The organism is Mycolicibacterium sediminis, from assembly GCF_010731735.1.
GTDB classification, from domain to species: Bacteria; Actinomycetota; Actinomycetes; order Mycobacteriales; family Mycobacteriaceae; genus Mycobacterium; species Mycobacterium sediminis.
In genome coordinates, this window is record NZ_AP022588.1 from 5,800,096 (window position 1) to 5,820,149 (window position 20,054).

The following is a 20,054-nucleotide window of genomic DNA, read 5'->3' on the forward strand; positions in this document are numbered from 1 at the left end:
GACCCGCGTCACGAGGCGAGCACCGCGGCCGCCCGTGCCGCGGACCCCTCGGGCCGCAGCGCACTCCACCGGCCGCGATCGCTGCGCAGGGCACGGTCGATCAGCGCCGGCCACTGGGCCCTCGTCGGCCAGCTCTCGACCACGACGCAGACGTCCGAGGCCGCTAGTGCCTCCGCGGTCGCGAACTGCTCGGCGAACGGCCGCTCCTCGGGTATCACCACCGCCGAGGCGCCGGCCAGGGCGACGTCGGCGACCGCGTTCTGGCCCGCGTGACTCACCACCAGGTCGGCGGTCGAGATCAACGGCCACGGGTCGTCGACCCACGCCGACCCGCCGCCCGCCGCGATCCACTCCAGTCCCGGGGCCGCCGCCCGGAGGTCCTCCAGCGCGCAGGCCGGCACCGTCGAGCCGCCGGCACCGGCGAGCAGCAGCCCGCGCGTGACGCCGTCGTCGGGCATGGCGGGACGCGGCACGCCGTCGAAGCGACTGATCGACCCCACGGCGTGCACCCGGGGTCCATAGCGGGACAGCCAGTCCGGACGGTAGGCCTCGACCGACCAGGGCGCGATGATCTGGTCGGCGACGTCGTAGGCCAGCCGGTGCGCGGCGTCGTCGCGCAGACCCGGCATGCCCATCACGGTGACGGGGATGCCGCACAGCCGGGCCAGCAGAGTGACCTCGACGGAGACGTCGACGACGATCCGGCGCGGACTCGTGACCGCGAGGACGTCGGCGATGACGGCCGCTCGGCGTGCCAACCCGTCGACGTGCCGGGGCACCCAGTGCAACCGTCCGTTCGCCGTGACGTCGTCGGCCTCGCCCCCCGGCGGCGGGACGTCCATCGGGAGGTCGACCCACCGGTCACCCGCGCGCAGGCCGGCCGGGCGGGGTGACGACGACAGGAACGTGACCTGCTCGTCGAGGTGACGCGTGATGGCCAGCGCCCGGTTTAGGTGACCGCGACCGTGGTGGTGCACGTAGTAGCAGATCACGCCGAGACCCGTCGATCGTCGCGGACGAGGTCCTCGTACAGCTCGACGTAGCGCTCCGTCATGACGGCGTGCGAGCAGTGCGTCTCGGCCCGTGCGCGCGCCGCATCCCGTGGTAACGCAGCGGCTTCCAGCGCGGCCCGGGCCAGGCCGTCGACGTCGTCCGGGGTCGCGAGTCGACCGCTGTCCTCGTCGACGATCTCGGGGATACCCCCTCGCGCGAACGCCGCGACGGGCGTGCCGGACGCGAGCGCCTCGGCGGTGACGAGCCCGAAGGGTTCCTCCCACACCGGGGTCACCAGCGCGACCGCCGCTCCCCCGACCAGTTCGTTGAGTTCCTCCTGCCGCAGATGGCCGCAGTACTCGACGTCGTCACCCAGTTCAGGGCGGACCACCTGATCGAAGTAGGCCGGATCGCCCACGGGTCCGGCGATCCGCAGCCGCAGGCCTGCCCGGCGGGCGGTGGCGATCGCCAGGGCGACGCCCTTCTCCGGCACCAGCCGCCCACTCCAGACTGCGTAGTCCCCACCTGGTCCCCGGCGCCACGCGTCGAGGTCGATGCCGTTGGGCACCAACGACACCGGACCGATGATGGGACGCCATTGCTCTGCGGTGAAATCACTCACCGCCGCAAAGGAACTCGCGACCCCACGGGGCAGGGCCACCGCCTGCTCCAACCACGGCAGCGGTGGCGTGTGCAGCGTCGTCAGCATCGGCGCGGGGATCGAGCGCGCCATCGCCAGCGGGAGGTAGTGCAGGCTGTGGTTGTGGACGAGGTCGAAGTCGTCGCGCAGCGTGTCGGCGAGGTCCATCATCACCGACAGGTAGGCGTGCGTCTCGTGCACGATCCACTCCGGCGCCAACGGATCTCGCCGCGACTCCTCGCTCATGTCGAAGGTGTGCACGGGAAGCACGTCGCACGGCAGGTCGGTGCTCGATCCCGGTGCGGCGAACAGCGTGACGCGGTGACCCGCCGACGTCAGCGCCCGGGCGAACTCGAACACGAACGACTCCATGCCGCCGGCGAACGGCTGCCGCACCGCATGCCGCGACGACGCGAGCAGCGCGATCCGCAGCGGGGCCGTCACGCCGCGGCTCGGCCGGCGAGAACCCGGCGGTAGAGCGAACCGGTCTGTCGGCGTATCGATTGCCGTTCCGCCATCCGTTCACGGCGTAGCCGATCGTCGGGTGCCGTCGTGGCCTCGCGGGCCCACCGCTGGGCGGCGGCGACGCTGCGCCGCAGGCTCGCCGCGTCGAAGCGCCCGAGGCCGTAGCCGAACACGAGGCCCGCGTGCTGGCGGTGGAAGTGCCCGCAGTCCGGCACCACCGCCTGGACGCCGGCGTCGTGGCACGCCTCGACCCAGCCGGAGTGCGTGCCGAACCGGTACGGCAGCACCATGACGTCGATCTCGCCGAGGTAGTCGACCATCTCGTCGTCGGTGAACCGGGGATGAACCCGAACGTCCACTCCCGCAGCGCGGTAGGCCGCCAGACGACCCCGGTCGACCTCGTCCGCACGGGGCGATGCGAGCGCCTCCTCGTCGACGTCGAGGCGCAGATCCCAGGTACGGTTTGGATCGGCGAGCAGTTCGTCGAGCACCGGCCACGGATCGATGTTGGCGCGCAACCCCTTTGCGTGCAGTGCCACGACCGGGACCTCGCGCACCGTGCGCCCGGATCCCACGTCGTCGATCGGCAGCACGTGCGGATGCGGCAGCACCAGCGCCTCGCGACCCCATCGGCGGGCGATCTCGGCGGCCGCCCCGTCGGTCAGCGTGACGACGGCGGCAGCAGCCTCCACCAGGACTTCGAGACGGGCCGCGTGCAGGGTCGGATCGCCGAAGTGCGGGTTGTGGAGGTCGTGCACGGTGAGGATCAGCGGGACGTCGTGCCGGGCGAGCAGGTCGACCACCTCGTCGAGGACGGCAGGCGCCATCGAGTCGAAGCCGAAGTGCACGTGCAGCACGTCCAACTCCCCGACGTGGTCGCGCACGTACTCCGGGTCGAGCCACTGCGGCGGCCACCACTGCCCGGGCAGCGTCGCCCCGGGAGGAGTGGGATCGGCGAGTACGGCAACGAGTTCGGGGTCGACGATGGCGTCGACGTAAGGGTGCCCAGCGGGAACCGAGGCGAGTACGAACACGTCAAATAACCCCATCAAACGGCAGCGGCATGTTCATCGCCACGGTCTGGACGGTCTGCTCGCGCTCAGAGCTATACCTCTTTCGGCGACATCTAATCTTGTGAGATGACCCACGACGGGCGCACCTGGCACTACCGCCACTTCTACGACCTGCCCGACGCCGAGCCGGTGGAGGCGGCGCCGCTGTGGGTCGTCGTCGGCAACTGTCAGGCGGAGGCGCTGCGGCTGGTCCTCGACGCCGTCGCCGATAGGCCGTACCGCACCGTGCGGATACCGCCGGTGCACGAACTCGAGTCCTCGGACATGCCCCATCTCGCCGCGCTGCTGAGCCGGGCGACTGCTCTGCTGGCCCAGCCAATTCGCGAGGACTACCGCGAGTTACCCCTGGGCACAGCCCAACTGGCGTCGATGCTGCCCCCGTCGGCCCGCGTGGTGCGCTGGCCGGTCATCCGCTACGCCGGCCTCTATCCGTTCCAGGTCATCGTGCGGCACCCCGCCGACCGGTCGGTGAACCCGCCCGCCGTGCCCTACCACGATCTGCGCACCGTCGCCGCCGCGCGATCGGGGCGCTCACCCCGGGAACCGTGGGACGTCGACACGTCCGCCGCCCAGTTCCGGGCCAACGCCGACGCCAGCGTCGCCGCACTGGCGGCCCGCGAGCGGCGCGACACCGACGTCGCCGTGTCGGACGTGCTCGCGGCCCAGGGCGCCGACGCCTGCCACGCCATCAACCACCCGGGCAACTCGGTCCTCGCCGCACTGGCCGAGCGGATCCTGGCGGCCATGGACGTGCCTGCGGCGGTGACGCCCCTCGAGCAGACGCTGCTGCGATCGGTGTACGTGCCGCTCGAGTCGCGGGTGCTCGACGCCCTCGGCATCGTCGCCGAGCCGCGTCCGGGGTGGCTGCTGGACGGCCGGACCCTTCGTCCGGATTCCGTGCACGAGACCCAGCTGCGCTGGTATGCGGACAACCCCGACTACCTCGAGCTGACGGTCGATCGCCACGGCGCGACGATGGAGCTGCTGGGTCTGCCGACGGGCCGCCGGTGACCGCACCGCTCGCGCATCTCGTCGTGGGTCCCGATCGGCACGGCGTCGTCCGCTTCGGCCTCGAACTCGACGCGGCGCTGGCCGCGGTCGGCGTCCCGACGCAGCTGCGCCGATCCCAGGACCTCGATGGCTGCCGAGGTGTGCACGTCCAGTTCACCGACCACCTCTACGGCAGGCCCGCCACGGAGGCAGCCGTGACGATCACCCGCCTCGCCGACCGCCTCCACGACCGCGGGGCGCGGCTCACCGTCACGCTGCACGATCTGCCCCAGCCGTCGGACGGCGAGCACTTCGACGAACGGGCCCGCGCCTACCGGTCGATCTGCGCCGCGGTCGACGCCGTGGTGGTGAGCAGCGAGCACGAACGACTGTTGCTGTCCGAGATCGGTTCGGCGCCAGACCGTCTCGCCGTCATCCCGCTGCCGATCCCCGCAGCCGTGACACGGGCGGCCCCGCGGTTCGCCGAGCCACGGTCGGTCGGGGTGTTCGGCTACCTGTACCCCGGCAAGGGTCACCTGGAGGTGCTGGCCGCTATGACGGGGCTGCCGCGGACGGTGTGGATGCTCGCCGTGGGCGAACCGTCCGCGGGGCACGACGATCTGGTGGAGGAGCTGTCGGCGACCGCACGCCGCGGCGGCAGACGGTTCGCGGTCACGGGCCACGTGCCGGACCACGCACTCACCACCATGCTGCGATCGGTGACGGTGCCCGTGGCGCATCATCGTCACGTGTCCGCCTCGGGATCCCTCAACGCCTGGCTGTCGGCGGGGCGGCGGCCGTTGGCGCCGATCACCCGCTACACGAGTGAGATTCGCGAGCGCAACCCCGACGCGCTGCTGCTGTACCGCGACGACGGGGCGGGCCTGCGTTCGGCGGTGGCGGCAGCCCTCGCCGAGCCGCGGTCGACCTGGCTGCCACCCGGCACGACGTGTGAGCCGACCGTCGCAGGGGCGGCGCGAATGTACGGCGAGGCGCTAGGGCGGTGGCACGGATGATGCTGCCGCTCGACGACGGACGCGTCGTCGTCCCGGGCAACCGGTGGGATCTGCTCGCGGGCCGCGACCCCGAACCCGCCCGCATCGCCGTCGTGATCCCCTACTACGAGCAGCAGGCCCGCCTCGACCTGATGCTGCGGGCCCTCGACCTGCAGGACCACCCACGGCACCTCGTCGAGGTCGTCGTCGCCGACGACGGATCCGCCGTCGCACCGCACATCGCCGACACCGGACTAGCCGTCACCGTGGTGCGGCAGGAGGACCGCGGCTTCCGTGCCGCCGCCGCCCGCAACCTCGGCGCCGCGCAGACCGACGCCGACGTCCTGTGCTTCCTCGACGCCGACACCATCCCGGAACCCGGCTACCTGCGCCGGATCTCGAGGCTGCCCGCCCTGCTGCCGGATGCCCTCGTGGTCGGTCGGCGCAGGCACGCCGACCTGACCGGCTGGACGCCCGACCGTCTGGCCGCGTGGTGGTCGGGCGACGACGCCCCGGACGAACTCGCCGAACCCGGCTGGCTGCTCGACGCATATCGCGACAGCGACGACCTGCTGCGGATCGACCACCGCTCGTACCGCTACGTGATCAGCTCGGTGATGTGTTGCAGCCGAACGCTGTTCGGCGACGTCGGCGGTTTCGACGAGACCTTCGAGGACTACGGCGGCGAGGACTGGGAGTACGCGCACCGCGCCGTCGTCAACGGTGCGGTGCTCCACCACGCGCGCGACGCGGTCGCCTGGCACGACGGTGCGGACTGGGGCGACCGTGACGTCGAGGATCGCGCCGCAGCCAAGAACCGCGAGGCCGTCGCGGTGGCGCGCCTGGTCGCCGACCCCGACGCGCGCCGCTCCGGCCTGAGGTACGCGGTCCCGGAGATCGCGGTCGACGTCGACACGGCGACCCACGGGCTGGGCTCACTGGTGGCGACAATCGGCGGCTTCCTGGCCCAGGACGTCGGGGTGTGGCTGAACGGACCACGCGCCACGGACCTGCACGCCGAACTCCGGGTCGAGGACCCCCGCATCCACGTCGGCGACGTCCCCGAGTGGCTCCGGCGGCGGTGCCCGATGACGGTGGCGCTGTCCGGGCGCCCCGTGCTCGGGCGCGACGCCGTCGCCCGACTGCTGACCGCGGCCGCCGAGCCGGAGGTGGCCGAGGTGCGGGTCGACGGGCCGGACGGCGCGACGGTCGTCTGCCGCGCGTCGTGGGCGGTGAACCGGGTGCGCCGGTGGACCGGCGGTGCGGTCCGGTTCACCGACCCCGCCGATGCGTCACGCGTCGGCGACGTCGTGGCGGTTCCGGCCGCCGCCGTCGGGCTGACGTCGGCCGCGCCGGACGCCACCCTCGCCTGGTGAGGCTCAACCGCGGTCGACGGTGTTGCCGAATCCCGACTTCGTGACCTCGGGCTCGCCGACGTGGAACACCACGCGGTTGTCGAAACCGGAGACGCCGATGACGGCGGCCTCGTCGAGCGTCACCACGTTGTCCTTCCCCGACACCGACACGCTCTGACACCGACCGGTGAGCACGACGGTGTTCTCGAAACCGCTGACGTTGATGACGTTGTCGTTGCAGACGAGCGTCTCGTCGTGGCCTACTCCCGCGATGCTGACGCTGCTACCCGCCGGGGGTGCCTCGGTCGGCGTATCCGGCACCGACGAAACCTCGCTGGGGACCGTGGTCGGCCAGCCGATCGACGGCGGATCGTCGGGCCGATCGGTCAGCGTGGCACCGCCGCCGGAGAAGGACGGCCGGTCAGGAGACCGCGACATCAGGAAGAGGGTGACACCGCCGGCGACGACGAGCGCGAACGTCGCGACCATCACCGACACGATGACCACGGCCCTCGGTGAACCCGTCGACGGCGGGACGCCGGTGAACGTGCCGTCGCCCATCGCCGGGTACGGCTCGGGATACGGCGCCGGGTACGGCTCGGAATACGCCGCCGGGTACGGGACGGTCGGCGGCGGGGCACCGGGAGGCGGCGGGTAGTAACCCGGCGAGGAAGGCACGTAGCCGTAATCCGGCCCCTGTTGCGTCTGACCCAGTTCCGACGCGCGGGCCCTGTCCACCGCCGACTGTTCCAGCTGCCGGATCCGCTCCTCGGGGTCGTCCTGCTGGTTCATTCGCCGATGGTGTCACACCTGTCGGTGACTGCCACCCGTTTGCACGAGCGCGGGTCAGAGGACCTTGGAGAGGAACTCCTGGAGCCGTGGGTGTTTGGGGTTGTCGAAGAGTTCGGCGGGCGGTGCGTCCTCGACGATCTTGCCGCCGTCCATGAACAGGACGCGCGAGGCGACCTCCCGGGCGAATCCCATCTCGTGGGTGACCACGACCATCGTCATGCCGCCGGACGCCAATGCACGCAGGACCTCCAGCACGTCGCCGACCATCTCGGGGTCGAGCGCACTGGTCGCCTCGTCGAACAGCATGATCGACGGGTTCATGGCGAGCGCCCGCGCGATCGCCACGCGCTGCTTCTGCCCACCGGACAGCGTCGAGGGCCGCACCTGGGCCTTCTCGGCGAGACCCACCTGCTCGAGCAGGGCGAGCGCCTTCTTCTCGGCGGCGGCCTTGTCCATCTTCTTGGTCAGCAGCGGCGCGAGGGTGACGTTATCGAGCACCGACATGTGCGGGAACAGGTTGAAGTGCTGGAACACCATCCCGATGTGCTGGCGCACTTTGTCCAGGTCGACCTTGCGGTCGGTGAGGTCGAAGTCGTCGATGACCACCTTGCCGCCCGTGATGTCCTCGAGCTTGTTCAGGCAGCGCAGGAACGTCGACTTGCCGGACCCGGACGGCCCGATCACGCATACGACCTCGCCGTGGCTGATGGTGGTGTCGATGCCGTTGAGCACGTCTAGTTCGCCGAACGACTTCTTCAGGCCCTCGATGCGGATCTTGACCTTGCCCTCGGGTTCCGACGCCGCGGCTTCGGTTATCAGTTCGCTCATTTCACCAGCCTCTTCTCCAGTCGGTCCGAGAGTTTGGTCAACGCCATGATGACGATGAAGTAGATGATGCCGATGATCAGCCACATGTTGAAGGACTGGTAGTTGCCGGCGATGATGATGCGCCCGGTCTGCGTCAGCTCGGCGATGCCGATCACCGAGAGGATCGAAGTGTCCTTCAGCGTGATGACGAATTGATTGATGTAGGAGGGGATCATCGTGCGGACGGCCTGGGGCAGGATCACCTTCCGCATCGTCGGCAGGTAGCCGATGCCGAGGCTGCGGGAGGCCTCCATCTGGCCCTTGTCCACCGATTCGATTCCGCCGCGGACGATCTCGGTCATGTACGCGCCCGCGTTCAGCGACAGGGTGATGATGCCTGCCGTCAGCGCCGACATCTGGAAGCCGAGTGCCGAGGGGATGCCGAAGTAGATGAAGAAGGCCTGCACCAGAAGTGGCGTGCCGCGGAAGACGTCGACGAACGCCGTGCCGATGGCGCGCAGCCAGATCGACCGCGAGACCCGGAAGAGCCCGAACACGACACCGAGGATCAACGCGAAGAAGATCGAGACGACCGTCAGGATGACGGTCATCTTCAGGCCTTCCAGCAGGATCGGGAAGGTGCTCTTGATCAAGCCGAAGAAGGAGTTGTCGTCGGTCGACGCCCCCTCGCCGAGGTAGCCGTCGACGATCTCGTCGTAGCGGCCAGACTTCTTGAGGTTGTCGAGGCCGGCGTTGAACTTCTGCAGCAGTTCGGGGTTCTGGCCCTTGTTGACCGCGAACCCGTAGCCGGTCGGGTCCTCCTTGGGGGTAACGGTCTTGAACCCGTTGCCCTGGGCGATGCCGTACAGCAGCACCGGGAAGTCCTCGAAGACGGCGGCGGAGTTGCCGGTCTTCACCTCGTCGAACATGGTCGAGGAGTCGGCGAACGACACGACCTCGAACCCGTACTTCGCCTTGATCGAGTTGGCGAAGTCGGAGCCCTGCGTTCCGTTCTTCACCGAGACGCGCTTGCCGCGCAGGTCCTCGTAGGACTTGATGGTGTCGTCGTCCTTGAGCACGCCCATCTGGATGCCCGACTCGAAGTACGGCTCCGAGAAGTCGAAGACCTTCTTGCGGTCCTCGGTGATCCCCATGCCGGCGATCACACCGTCGACCTGGTTGGCCTGCACGGCTTGCAGCGCGGCGTCGAAGCCGAGCGGTTTGATGTCGACGGTGAACTTCTGGTCCTCGGCGATGGCCCGGATGAGGTCCATGTCGATGCCGACGAAATTGCCCTGCTTGTCCTGGAATTCGAACGGCGCGAAGGTGGTGTCCGTGGCGATGGTGTAGTTCTCGCCCTCGGCGGCCGCGCGTGGCGCGGTCAGCGTGGCGGCGCCGAACATCGTCATCACGAGTGCGGCGAGCGCCAAGGCGATCCCGCGAGACGGCGCTCGGCCGGCCCCCACCGAAGTCACGTGCCGTGCCCAACCGCTCCGCATGCCGAACCTCCATCCTGGCCCGGGTGCGGGCCGGTCACACGCTAGCCCCGACCGGCCCCCTCCGTGCCCGTTTCGGACCCTGCCGCTGATCTCCACGCAATCTCCACGAAAGCGTCATGCGGCACGACGGCGTCCCGCGACAACATCGGCTGGAACACGTCGATCCCCTCCCCGAAGGAGTCCCCGAATGAACACCATCACCCGCGCGACACTCGCGTCGGCGGCCGCTCTCGCCGCCCTGGTCGTCACGACGTCACCCGCCTCGGCGACGTCGTCGGCCGAACTGACCATCGCCCAGTTGGAGGCGCAGGGCTTCGACGTCAAGGTCAGCCGCCTGGGCAGCGCACCACTCGACGAGTGCGGCGTCACCGACGTCCGGAATGCGCGTGAGCAGAAGCGACTGCAGCGGATCGGCGACGACGTCGTCGAGGTCGTGGTGCGACGGACCATTGCGGTGACGCTGGACTGCTCGCGCTGACCTCGTGGGTGCGCGTGCGGTGCGCGAGACTACGGAAGGTGACGGATTTCTGGCCGGATCCGTCACCTTCCGTAGTGTCGGCGACGCCCGCGGGGGAATCAGGTTGGACTCCGAGGTGTCGTAATACCTCGGACCCGACCGGAAGGCAGCAGATGCGCGTTGGAGTGGTGTTCCCCCAAACCGAACTAGGCGGCGACCCCGGTGCGGTGCGCGCCTACGGCGAACGGGTCGAGGAACTCGGATACGCACACGTCCTGGTGTATGACCACGTGGTGGGCGCCGATCGGGATGTCCACGCGCCGTGGAACTGGCCCTACGACGTGCACACCACGTTCCACGAGCCGTTCGTCATGTTCGGCTTCCTGGCAGCCGCCACCCGCTCACTCGAACTCGTCACCGGCGTCGTCATCCTCCCCCAACGCCAGACCACCCTGGTCGCCAAGCAGGCCGCGGAGGTGGACCTCCTCAGCGGCGGGCGTCTGCGGTTGGGCATCGGGGTCGGCTGGAACGCCGTCGAATACGAGGCGCTCAACGAGGACTTCTCCACGCGCGGGGCACGTTCGGTGGAGCAGATCGAACTGCTGCGCGCGCTGTGGACCGAGCAGACCGTCACCTTCGACGGCACGTTCCACACCGTCACCGGCGCAGGGTTGTCGCCGCTGCCCGTGCAGCGCCCGATCCCCATCTGGATCGGCTCGGCGTCCGCACCCGGATACCGCCGCGCCGGACGGATCGCCGACGGTTGGTTCCCGATGCACGCTCCGGGTGGCGAACTCGACGAGGCGCGCGCGATCGTCGACCAGGCGGCGATCGACGCGGGTCGCGATCCCGCGTCGATCGGCATGGAGGGGCGCATCACCTGGGCGGGCGACGACGACGCCGTCGTCACCGACGTCGCTGCGTGGGCCGCAACCGGCGCCTCGCACCTGTCGATCAACACCATGGGCGCCGGCCTGGCCACCGTGGACGACCACCTCGAGGTGCTGAGCCGCATCGCCGAGGCCATCCCGACGGAGCACCGATGACCACCCGCTTTCCCCGATTCGCCGCGGAACGCGGTCGCGTAGAACCGTCCCCCCGCCGCGTGCGCGCCTTCCTCGGCGAGCACCTCGTCGTCGACACGACCGCCGCGCGCTACGTCTGGGAGGTGCCGTACTACCCGCAGTACTACGTGCCCATCGCCGACGTGCGCACCGAGTTCCTCCGCGATGAGAACCACCCGCAGAGAGTGCAATTCGGGCCGTCGAAGACGTTCTCGCTGATCGCAGGCGACCAGGTGCACGAGCGAGCCGTGCGGGTGTTCGACGACGGCGACGGTCCGGTCGCGGGCCTCGCGCGGCTCGACCTCGACGAGCTGACGTGGTTCGAGGAGGACGAGCCCATCTACGGCCATCCTCGCAATCCCTATGCCCGGGTGGACGCGTTGCGGTCCCACCGGCACGTCACCGTCTCGCTAAACGGCATCGTCCTGGCCGACACCACCACGCCGGTGCTGCTCTTCGAAACCGGGCTGCCCACACGGTATTACGTCGACAGGACCGACGTCCGCCTCGAGCACCTCGAACCGTCCCAGACCCAGACGCTGTGCCCCTACAAGGGCGTCACCACCGAGTACTGGTCGGTGCGCACCGGGGACGAGGTGCACGCCGACCTCGCGTGGTCCTACCACTATCCGCTGCCCGCGGTCGCCCCGATTGCAGGCCTGATCGCCTTCTACGACGAGAAGGTCGACGTCACGGTGGACGGCGTCGAGCAACCTCGCCCGCAGACCCACTTCGGCTAGCCCCGGCTGCGTCGAACGCGACGGCCATCCGGACGGAATCCCGGCAGCGCAGTATCGTCCGAGCCGGACTAACTGCCGACCTCCGAGGAGCACCCGTCGATGGCCCCTGCGACCGAGCCCCTGACGATCATGTTCTGGCCGGAATCGGCGTACGGGCCGACGAACCAGTGCATCGGGTTGGCCGCCATCCTGCGGGACCGCGGCCACACCATCGTGTTCGCCGCCGAGAGTTCGTGGTCCGGCAAACTCGAGCCGTTCGGGTTCGTCGAGGAACTCGTCGACCTCGCCGAGCCGGCCGCCGATGCGAGCCCCAACGACGCGGGCAAGTTCTGGACCGACTTCATCGCGGAGACCTCACCTGAATTCCGAAAGCCCACGATCGAGCAGCTCGAGACGTTCGTTCAGCCCACGTATCAGGCGCTCGTCGACGGCGCCAGGTACTGCGAGCCCCGGCTACGCGAGATCATCGCCGAGCACCGCCCCGACGTCATCGTCGAGGACAACGTCGTGGTCTTCCCCGCCCTGACCACCTCGGGTGCGCCCTTCGTCCGGATCGTCTCCTGCAGCCCGCTGGAGGTCCCCGGACCCGGGGTGCCGCCGCCGTTCTCCGGGTTGCCCGCCGCCGACCCGCGCGACTGGGACGCCTACCGCGCCGAGTTCGACCGCACCCACCGCGCCCTGTGGGCGGAGTTCGACGCCTGGGTGCGCGAGCAGGGCGGCCACCCGCTGCCCGATCTCGAGTTCATGCCTCGCGGCGGTGCGGGCAATCCGGCGGCGAACCTGTACGTCTACCCGGCGGAGGCCGACTACCTCGACGCCCGCCCGCTCGACGACAGCTGGACCCGGATGGACTCGAGCGTCCGCGAGACCGACGACGAGTACGTGCTGCCCGCCGACGTGGCGGACCGCCCCGGCGACAGCGCGCTGGTCTATTTGTCGCTGGGCTCGCTCGGCGGGGCCGACGTCGACCTGATGCAGCGTCTGGTCGACGTGCTGGGCACCACCCGGCATCGCTTCATCGTCAGCAAGGGTCCGCAAGCCGACCGGATCACGTTGCCGGGCAACATGGTCGGCGCGCAAATGCTGCCGCAGACCAAGGTCATCCCGTGGGTCGACGTGGTCATCTCGCACGGCGGGAACAACACCGTGACCGAGACGCTGCACTTCGGGAAGCCCCTCGTCGTGCTGCCCCTCTTCTGGGACCAGTACGAGAACGCCCAGCGCATCGACGAACTCGGCCTCGGTGTGCGGCTGGACACCTACGGCTTCGCCGACGACGAACTGACCGGCGCGGTCGACCGACTGTTCGCCGACACCGAACTGCGCGCACGCCTCTCCGACGTCGGCGCGAAGATCCGCAGCCGGGACGGGCTCCGGGTCGGTGCCGACGTGATCGAACGGGTCGGTGTGCGCCACCGCTCCTCCGGTGCCTGAGCCGGTCGACTCGCTCGACCTCGGGGACGGGCGGCGCCTGGCGGTGACGTCCGACGGCGGACGCCTCGCAGCCCTGCCGATGGTGCGGTCCGCCGACGGGACGTGGCGGCGTGCCCGGCCCGGTGACGGCGCCGCCGAGGCGCTGCTCGGCGTCCTCGCCGCGGGAACCGGGGTCACATCGGTCGGCGACTTCACCGTTCGGTCGTGGGCGAATCGAGACGCGTCCGGCGAGCGCGGCGTAGGCGTCGACCAGACCAACGAGTCGGTGATCGTCGGCGACGCCGCGGTCGTGAAGTGGGCGACGCACCTGCAGGAGGGACCACACCCGGCGATCACCCGTCTGACCACCCTGCGCGACGCCGGGTTCGCCGGCATCCCCGCACCGTGGGGCCTCGTCACCTGGCACGCGCCCGACGCCGCCGAGACGGTGGTGGCGAGCGTGGACCGCTACCTTCCGGGCGCCGTCGACGGGTGGACCTGGGCGGTGGAGCTGATCACCGAAGCCGCCCTCGCCGGCGACCCCGCCGCCGTCGCACCCACGGCCATCGCGGTCGGCACCTTGATCGCCGATCTGCATGCCGCGCTCGCGATCACGGCCACCACCGCGTCCGCAGCCGACGCCGCGCGTTGGCGAGACGATGCGATGCAGGTGCTGGACGCCGCGTGCATCGAGCACGACGTGGCGCGCGCCAACCGCGGCGACATCGGGGCGGTCCTGGACGACCTGGGCGGCCTCGACGGCACCCCGATCATCGAGGCCCACGGCGACCTGCACGTGGGTCAGGTCCTGCGTGGCGCCGACGGCAGCTTCGCCGTCACCGACTTCGACGGCAACCCGGTCCTGCCCGCGTCGCAGCGCGCACTGCCCGTGCCCGCGGTGCTCGACGTCGCCGGGATGGCCCAGTCGTTCACCCACGCCGCGATCGTCGCCGACAGGTACACCGCGCTCGACCCGGCCGCACTGGCCGACGCCGAGGCCGCCGCCCGGGACGGGTTCGTGGATGCGTACCGGTCGCGCCTGGGCGCGCTCGGTCAGGACCGGCTCTACGATCCGCGCACCCTCCGAGCGTTCCGCTTGCAACAGGTCCTGCGTGAGATCGTCTATGCCGCTCGACATCTACCGCGCTGGATGTACGTGCCCGACGCCGCCCTCCCCCGACTGATGGGACGACACCCGTGAAGCCCGAAGGATTCGCCGCCGATCTCGCCCGTAAGCCGGAGGTGTTGCGACGCCTGTCCGCCACCCTCGCCACCGAGAATCCATGGGCTCCCGTCGTCCCACCCGACGCCGAGCGCGTGGTCCTGCTCGGCATGGGCTCGTCGGCCTACGCGGGCGGCGTCGCGGCGGCGCGGATGCGCGCTCGGGGGCTCGTCGCGACGTCGGATCTCGCGTCGTCTCAGTCACTTCCGAGCTGGGGTCCGGCAACGCTGGTCGTGGCCACCTCGGCCAGCGGCGGGTCGGCCGAGACGCTCGACGCACTCGACCGGCTCCCCACCGGCACGCGCACGGTGGCGCTGACCAACACCGCGGACTCCCCGATCGCCTCGCGCTGCGACGCGGTGGTGTCGCTCGAGGCCGAGCCCGAGGTGGGCGGCGTCGCGTGCCGCAGCTACCAGCACACGCTGGCACTGCTGATGGCGCTGGAGTGTCACCTCGCCGGCGTCGACCTGGCGTCGCTGGTCTCGACCGTCGACGCTGCGGCCGACGCCTCGGCGCACCTGCTCGATACCCGGTCCGAGTGGCTCGAGGAGGTGTCCGACCTCCTGCTCGGTCCGGCCGGCACGCACCTCGCGGCTCCGGCCCACCGGTTCTGTTCGGCGCAGCAGGGGGCACTCATGCTGCGCGAGGGACCACGCAGGCCCGCCGTCGGTTGCGAGACCGGCGACTGGAGTCACGTCGACGTCTACCTGACGAAGACCACCGACTACCGGCTGCTGGTGTTCGCGGGATCGCCGTGGGAGGCGCAACTCGCCGAGTGGACCTCGATGCGCGGCAGCACCGTCGTCGGGGTCGGCGGGGACGTCCCCGGTGCGGGGTACGTCGTGCGCCATCCCGGCGACGCCGACGACGACGTCCGACTGCTCACCGAGGTACTGGTGCCGGAACTCGTTGCGGCACGGGCGTGGCGGGAGGAGGGCTGACCGCCACCCCCGTCAGGCGACGATCGCCGGTGCCGGGTAGAGCACTCCCCCGTTGGCGGGAGGGAAGTTGGGCGCGGGCGGAGGCAGCAGCGGGAACAGGCGCGCCCCGGTGACACCGGTCAGGAATGCGACGATCTGCGCGGGGACGTTGGTCGCCACGTAGAGGCCGTCGAGCAACACCTTCCCCGGGCCCGCCAGGAAGTCCGGCAGTCCGGCGTCGGCCCCGTAGACGTAGTACGGGATCGTCGTGAAGATCGTCCTGATGCCGAGCACCAGACTGGTCACCAGATCCGGCGACGTGTTCTCCGCGATGGCCTCTTCGAGCGCCTCGACCAAATTGGTTGGCAGGAAGCCGAATCCGAGCGTCTGCAGAGGCACGCCGTCGGAAGCCGCCCTCGGTGCACCGCCGAACAGGGTGAGGACGGTGGGCGTGGTGTCGACGATCTCGTACTGGCGGTTGACGTACCCGTCGCCGAACCCGGGGCCGTCCACGATGACGAATGTCTCCGTCTCGTCCGGGGATTGGAACCCGTGGCCGAAGCCGACCTGCGGCTGGTGCCCGTGGTCGGTGACCACCATGATGGTCCAGTCCTCGCCGGTCGCCTTCTCGCGCAGGGCGACCGCGTTCATGATCGCACCGAGGTTCTCGTCCATGTTGGTGATGGCGTCCTCGTACTCCTGCGACGCTCCGCCGTACATGTGCCCGTTCTCGTCGACGCCGACGAAGTAGCTGAACAGGAAGTTGGGTGCGTTCTGGCCGGCGATCGCGTCGATGGTCAGGTCGGCCACGTCGTCGTCGGTGGCCAGCCAGTTCGTGTCGCCCTCGACCTGGGCGACGAAGAGGTTGCGGTCGACCGGGAGCGCGCCCGCACCGGCGATGCCGTTGATGACGTCCCAGTTCGCGACCGCCATGGTCTGGATGTCGGAGTCGAGCGCCTCGAGTTGGTTGAAGACCGTCGGCCACGTGTCGTACGTCCACGGTGTGAAGACGTTGTTGACGACGCCGGTGCGCTCGCCCCAGGCGCCCGTCAGGATCGACGTCCAGGACGGGTTCGAGATCGTGGTGTGTCCGACGATGCTCGACGGCCCGGTGGTGCTGGTGTTCATCAGCGCCAGGAAGTTCACGTTGTCGGGGTCGGCGAGGATCCTGCTCAGGTTCGTGCCGTCGACGCCGATCACGAGGACGTGCTGCTTGGTGGGGTCCACGGTCGCCGACGAGGTCGCCCGCTGACCGAACGCGGTACCGCCAGCCGGCGCGGCGGCGTCCCTGGCGCCCGTCACCCGGTCGAACTCGTTGCGCACCAGGGACAGCATCGCCGTCAGCATCGGCAGCTGGCCGGGGGCCTGACCACCCGACATGGACCGTGGGTCCAGCAGCGCGGACACGAACTGCGTGACGACCGTGACCACGTCGTTCGCGGGCGCAGGCGTGGCCGCTGGGGTGGTGGCGGAGATCGGCGAGAACGCCGAGCGCTGACCGGACGCCTCCGGTGGCGCGACCCCGACGACGCGCGACGAGTTCTGGCTGCCGGACGTGCCGACTGGGTCGGCGGCGAGGGTGCGGGTACTCGGGGGCGGCTGCTGTGACGACGACTGCGGCGCAACGTCTTTCGGGCTACCGTCGAGACCCGATGTCACGGTTGTCCTGCTGCCGGATGCCCCGGCCGGACGGAGCGGCGCATCGGCGTCCTCGGCCACCGCGGCGGCGCGCGAGCCACCCGTCGACCGGCCCGACCAGGTGGACCGGACGCGGTCACTCGACGTGGTGGCACCCGCGAGGCCGGCGGTCGCGCCGGGTGCGGCCGACTCGGACCCCGACGTCAGACCCGACGACCTGGTGGTGGAGGACGTGGCGCCGGGTGACGCCGGGAGGCCGCCCGACGTCAGGCCCTGCGAAGCGGACTTGCTGGGCGCCCCGGACAGGCCGGGCGAACCGCCGGATGCGCCATTCGATCCCGCGGTCGACGCTCCGGTGGGCGACGAGGCACCCGGGGACGACGGGTCACCGGAGGGGTCGGCGGAGGCAACGCCGGTTGCCATGGCGACGCCGACCCCGAGGGTGACCGCCAGCGCTCCGACGCGGCCGATGTGCCTTGCGTACCCCATCAGATCCCCTTCGATCGTCCTCGACTATTGACCTCGTCGAAAATATCGGGGGCGACGCCGTTCTGGCGGGTTATCGGGGAAACGCGTCGCGGCGGTCAGCCGATGTCGAGCAGTTCCTCGTGGAACGCGCCGTAGCGGCGCCCCGGTTCGACGAGGTGCACCTCGAGGATCCAGTGGCACTGCCTGCCGCTGCGATCCTTCCGACGCATCGGACGCGTCGAGCCGGGGGCTATGTAGGAGTCGATCTCCTCGCCGCGGATCTTCTCGTGCGGGAACTCGCCGACGAGGTGCCCGGCGATCACCCCGCCGAACACCCAGCCGCGGTCCTCGGTGATCCGGGTGACGTGCTCGAACAGTTCCTCACCGGTGATGTCGGGCTGCCGGGCGAAGTGGTCGCGGCCCGCATCCCAGATGACCGCGAGGTCGTCGCGGATCGCCAGCTTCGCGGGGTCGTCGCCGAGGACGAACGTGCGCCCGAAGTCGGCCTCCCACTCCTCGAAGATCGGTCCGAAGTCGAGGAAGAGGATGTCGTCGTCGGCGATCATGCGGTCCGGAGGGCTGTCCCGGGCGGTCTCCAGGGTGTTCTCTCCCGCGCGCACGATCCGCTTGTGCCAGTGCCGCGTCACCCCGAGGCTGGTGGCTGCCAGGTCCCTGATCTCGTCGGCGAGGGTGCGTTCGGTGATCCCCGACCGCACCAGGCCGAGCCGCTCGACGTCGTCGAACAGACGCGCGGCCTTGTCCTGCGCATCGAGCAGTCTGGCGATGCGCTCGTTCTCCATCACGGGGGCGTCCACGGGGAAATTGAAACCCGTCCGCAGCGCCCGTGCAATGTGATTTCGGACCGGTCGTGCAGGCGCCTCAGCGGGCTGTGCTTGGGTGACGCCATGACCCGCAGAGACGTCGCCTTCCCCTCCTCCGACGGCACCTGCGCCGGGTGGGTGTTCGATCCCGCCGGATCCGACGACGCGGCGGCCCGTCCGATCATCGTCCTCGGCCACGGGCTCGGTGGTGTGAAGGAGATGCGACTGGACGCCTTCGCGGAGCGTTTCGCCGCCGCGGGCTACCGGTGTCTGGCCTTCGACTACCGGCACTTCGGCGCGAGCACCGGGGAACCGCGGCAGCTGCTCGACATCGGGCGCCAACGGGACGACTGGGCGGCGGCCGTGGCCTACGCCAGAAGCCTGGACTCCGTCGACGCCGATCGCGTGGTGCTGTGGGGATCGTCGTTCGGCGGCGGCCTGGTGATCGACGCGGCCGCCCGGGACTCCCGCATCGCGGCGGTCATCTCGCAGTGCCCGTTCACCGACGGCATCGCCTCGGCGCGGGCGACCGATCTGCGGTCGACCGTGAAGGTGGTGGCGCGTGCCGTCCGCGACGTCGCGGGCTCCCTGGTGGGCAGGCCGCCGGTCATGGTCGACCTCGCAGGCCCGCCAGGGTCGGCCGCGTTGATGACCGCGCCGGACTGCGAGCCGGGGTACCGCGCCGTCGCCGAGCACGCGCCCGCGTTCCGCAACGAGGTCGCGGCGCGATTCGGGCTGGCGATCGCCCGGTACCTCCCCGGTCGCCGGGTGCGGAAACTGCGCTGCCCCATCATGTTCGGCATCTGCGTCACCGACACCGTCGCTCCCGCCGCAGCCACGCGCCGGCACGCGAAGACGGCGGCGCGGGCCGAGATCAGCGAGTTCCCCTGCGGGCACTTCGACGTCTATCTCGGTGCGCCGTTCGAACGGGCCGTCACCGACTACGTCGACTTCCTGCGACGGCACGTCCCGCCCGACGCGTGACCGGCCTCCTCGGTCAGACCCGGGCAGCGGCGAACGATGCCGCCTGAGCGACCATCCCGTTCGCCGGATAGGCATTGTGGGCGGCGAAGTCGATCCCGCCGGAGCAGATCGGGTCGTTGATGGCGCACTGGTCGATCGTCTTCGACAGGAACGCCGAGCCCACCGGCACCACCGGCTGACCGATCAGCGACAGGAAGCGCGCGTTCGGCTTGCCGAAGAGGGCGACGGCGTCGACCCGGCCGGCGACCTCCGGTGACAAGGGTGTCGTGGTTCCGTAGGCGAACGAATTGGGCGGCACCGCAGCGGCATCGGCGGTGACGAGCTGTGCGACGGCGGCACCCTGGGAGAACCCGCCGAGCACGATGCTGGTGTCCGGGCACTGCGCGGCGACCTGGTTGATGTGGTTGGTCGCGTCGTTGACGCCGATCACGGCGGTGGGCCAGTCGTCGGTCGCGGGGTAAACGACCGGGTACAGGTTCACGGACTTGCCCCCGACCTGGCCGCGCAGCGAGTCCGCGAAGTCCTGGCCGACGAACCCGGGGCCAGGCGCCTCGGTGGTACCGCGGGCGAAGACCACCTCGACGTCGGAGCAGGTGGCGGCGGCGGCGGCGGTCGGCAGCGCTGCGGGCAGGAGGACCGAGGCCAGCACAGCCGCGCCGGCCGCTGCGACGAGCGAACGAATGTTAGTACGGCGAATCATCGTTCCATGGTGGCACAG

19 protein-coding genes are annotated in these 20,054 nt (G+C 70.4%); 10 read left to right on the top strand and 9 right to left on the bottom strand.

Annotation, left to right across the window (positions count from 1 at the left end; genetic code table 11):
* Positions 1-8: 8 nt before the first annotated feature.
* The 3 genes from G6N64_RS27595 to G6N64_RS27605 are packed head-to-tail and all read right to left on the bottom strand — an operon-like array spanning position 9 to position 3,132.
* Complete coding sequence (locus G6N64_RS27595) at positions 9-992, bottom strand: glycosyltransferase (protein WP_163800962.1); 984 nt, start codon at positions 990-992, stop codon at positions 9-11.
* Positions 989-2,077 (bottom strand): glycosyltransferase, encoded by a 1,089-nt coding sequence (locus tag G6N64_RS27600; protein WP_163800963.1) that lies wholly within the window; start codon positions 2,075-2,077, stop codon positions 989-991. The genes G6N64_RS27595 and G6N64_RS27600 overlap by 4 nt, the downstream gene beginning before the upstream one ends.
* The gene (locus tag G6N64_RS27605) at positions 2,074-3,132 is read right to left on the bottom strand and encodes a glycosyltransferase family protein (protein ID WP_163800964.1); all 1,059 of its coding nucleotides are present in this window, start codon (positions 3,130-3,132) and stop codon (positions 2,074-2,076) included. Before G6N64_RS27605 ends, G6N64_RS27600 begins: the two co-directional genes overlap by 4 nt.
* A 105-nt stretch (positions 3,133-3,237) precedes the next feature.
* Here G6N64_RS27605 and G6N64_RS27610 point away from each other — a divergent pair, with 105 nt between their 5' ends.
* From G6N64_RS27610 to G6N64_RS27620, 3 genes are read left to right on the top strand one after another with little or no spacing between them, the layout of a single operon-like run.
* Positions 3,238-4,182, top strand: coding sequence for a WcbI family polysaccharide biosynthesis putative acetyltransferase (locus G6N64_RS27610; RefSeq protein WP_163800965.1), 945 nt, complete (start codon positions 3,238-3,240; stop codon positions 4,180-4,182).
* Entirely contained in the window at positions 4,179-5,177 is a 999-nt protein-coding gene (locus G6N64_RS27615) for a glycosyltransferase (protein WP_163800966.1), read from the top strand. The genes G6N64_RS27610 and G6N64_RS27615 overlap by 4 nt, the downstream gene beginning before the upstream one ends.
* Positions 5,174-6,532 (top strand): glycosyltransferase, encoded by a 1,359-nt coding sequence (locus G6N64_RS27620; RefSeq protein WP_246231340.1) that lies wholly within the window; start codon positions 5,174-5,176, stop codon positions 6,530-6,532. The genes G6N64_RS27615 and G6N64_RS27620 overlap by 4 nt, the downstream gene beginning before the upstream one ends.
* A 3-nt stretch (positions 6,533-6,535) precedes the next feature.
* Here G6N64_RS27620 and G6N64_RS27625 read toward each other — a convergent pair whose 3' ends face one another.
* Genes G6N64_RS27625 through G6N64_RS27635 form a run of 3 tightly spaced genes read right to left on the bottom strand, consistent with a single transcriptional unit; the run spans position 6,536 to position 9,519 of the window.
* Positions 6,536-7,303 carry a DUF3060 domain-containing protein gene (locus G6N64_RS27625; RefSeq protein ID WP_163800967.1) on the bottom strand — a complete coding sequence of 256 codons (768 nt, stop codon included), beginning with the start codon at positions 7,301-7,303 and terminating at the stop codon, positions 6,536-6,538.
* 54 nt (positions 7,304-7,357) lie between these two features.
* Positions 7,358-8,131, bottom strand: coding sequence for an amino acid ABC transporter ATP-binding protein (locus G6N64_RS27630; RefSeq protein ID WP_163800968.1), 774 nt, complete (start codon positions 8,129-8,131; stop codon positions 7,358-7,360).
* Entirely contained in the window at positions 8,128-9,519 is a 1,392-nt protein-coding gene (locus G6N64_RS27635) for an amino acid ABC transporter substrate-binding protein/permease (protein ID WP_246231341.1), read from the bottom strand. The genes G6N64_RS27630 and G6N64_RS27635 overlap by 4 nt, the downstream gene beginning before the upstream one ends.
* A gap of 277 nt (positions 9,520-9,796) precedes the next feature.
* On the opposite strand from G6N64_RS27635, the gene G6N64_RS27640 reads away from it, so the two are divergent.
* From G6N64_RS27640 to G6N64_RS27665, 6 genes are all read left to right on the top strand, one after another.
* Positions 9,797-10,087, top strand: coding sequence for a hypothetical protein (locus G6N64_RS27640; RefSeq protein WP_163800970.1), 291 nt, complete (start codon positions 9,797-9,799; stop codon positions 10,085-10,087).
* 152 nt (positions 10,088-10,239) lie between these two features.
* A complete protein-coding gene (locus tag G6N64_RS27645; RefSeq protein ID WP_163800971.1) occupies positions 10,240-11,112 on the top strand; it encodes an LLM class F420-dependent oxidoreductase in 873 nt (290 codons plus the stop codon).
* On the top strand, positions 11,109-11,870 hold the full coding sequence (locus G6N64_RS27650) for a DUF427 domain-containing protein (protein ID WP_163800972.1): 762 nt from the start codon (positions 11,109-11,111) through the stop codon (positions 11,868-11,870). Before G6N64_RS27645 ends, G6N64_RS27650 begins: the two co-directional genes overlap by 4 nt.
* A 99-nt stretch (positions 11,871-11,969) precedes the next feature.
* Positions 11,970-13,304, top strand: coding sequence for a glycosyltransferase (locus G6N64_RS27655; protein WP_163800973.1), 1,335 nt, complete (start codon positions 11,970-11,972; stop codon positions 13,302-13,304).
* Positions 13,297-14,484, top strand: coding sequence for a glucosamine kinase (locus G6N64_RS27660; RefSeq protein WP_163800974.1), 1,188 nt, complete (start codon positions 13,297-13,299; stop codon positions 14,482-14,484). Before G6N64_RS27655 ends, G6N64_RS27660 begins: the two co-directional genes overlap by 8 nt.
* Positions 14,481-15,446 carry an SIS domain-containing protein gene (locus tag G6N64_RS27665; protein ID WP_163800975.1) on the top strand — a complete coding sequence of 322 codons (966 nt, stop codon included), beginning with the start codon at positions 14,481-14,483 and terminating at the stop codon, positions 15,444-15,446. The genes G6N64_RS27660 and G6N64_RS27665 overlap by 4 nt, the downstream gene beginning before the upstream one ends.
* Positions 15,447-15,458: 12 nt before the next feature.
* On the opposite strand, the gene G6N64_RS30565 is transcribed toward G6N64_RS27665, so the two are convergent.
* Together G6N64_RS30565 and G6N64_RS27675 are read right to left on the bottom strand one after the other, a co-directional pair.
* Positions 15,459-17,552 carry an alkaline phosphatase family protein gene (locus tag G6N64_RS30565; RefSeq protein ID WP_276017644.1) on the bottom strand — a complete coding sequence of 698 codons (2,094 nt, stop codon included), beginning with the start codon at positions 17,550-17,552 and terminating at the stop codon, positions 15,459-15,461.
* Positions 17,553-17,647: 95 nt separating this feature from the next.
* Positions 17,648-18,331, bottom strand: a complete 684-nt coding sequence (locus G6N64_RS27675; RefSeq protein ID WP_163802161.1) for a M24 family metallopeptidase — start codon at positions 18,329-18,331, stop codon at positions 17,648-17,650.
* Between the two features lie 105 nt (positions 18,332-18,436).
* Between G6N64_RS27675 and G6N64_RS27680 the strand changes: the two genes are divergently transcribed.
* A complete protein-coding gene (locus G6N64_RS27680) occupies positions 18,437-19,336 on the top strand; it encodes an alpha/beta hydrolase (protein ID WP_163800976.1) in 900 nt (299 codons plus the stop codon).
* A 13-nt stretch (positions 19,337-19,349) separates the two neighbouring features.
* On the opposite strand, the gene G6N64_RS27685 is transcribed toward G6N64_RS27680, so the two are convergent.
* Positions 19,350-20,036 (bottom strand): cutinase family protein, encoded by a 687-nt coding sequence (locus G6N64_RS27685; RefSeq protein WP_163800977.1) that lies wholly within the window; start codon positions 20,034-20,036, stop codon positions 19,350-19,352.
* Positions 20,037-20,054: the final 18 nt, after the last annotated feature.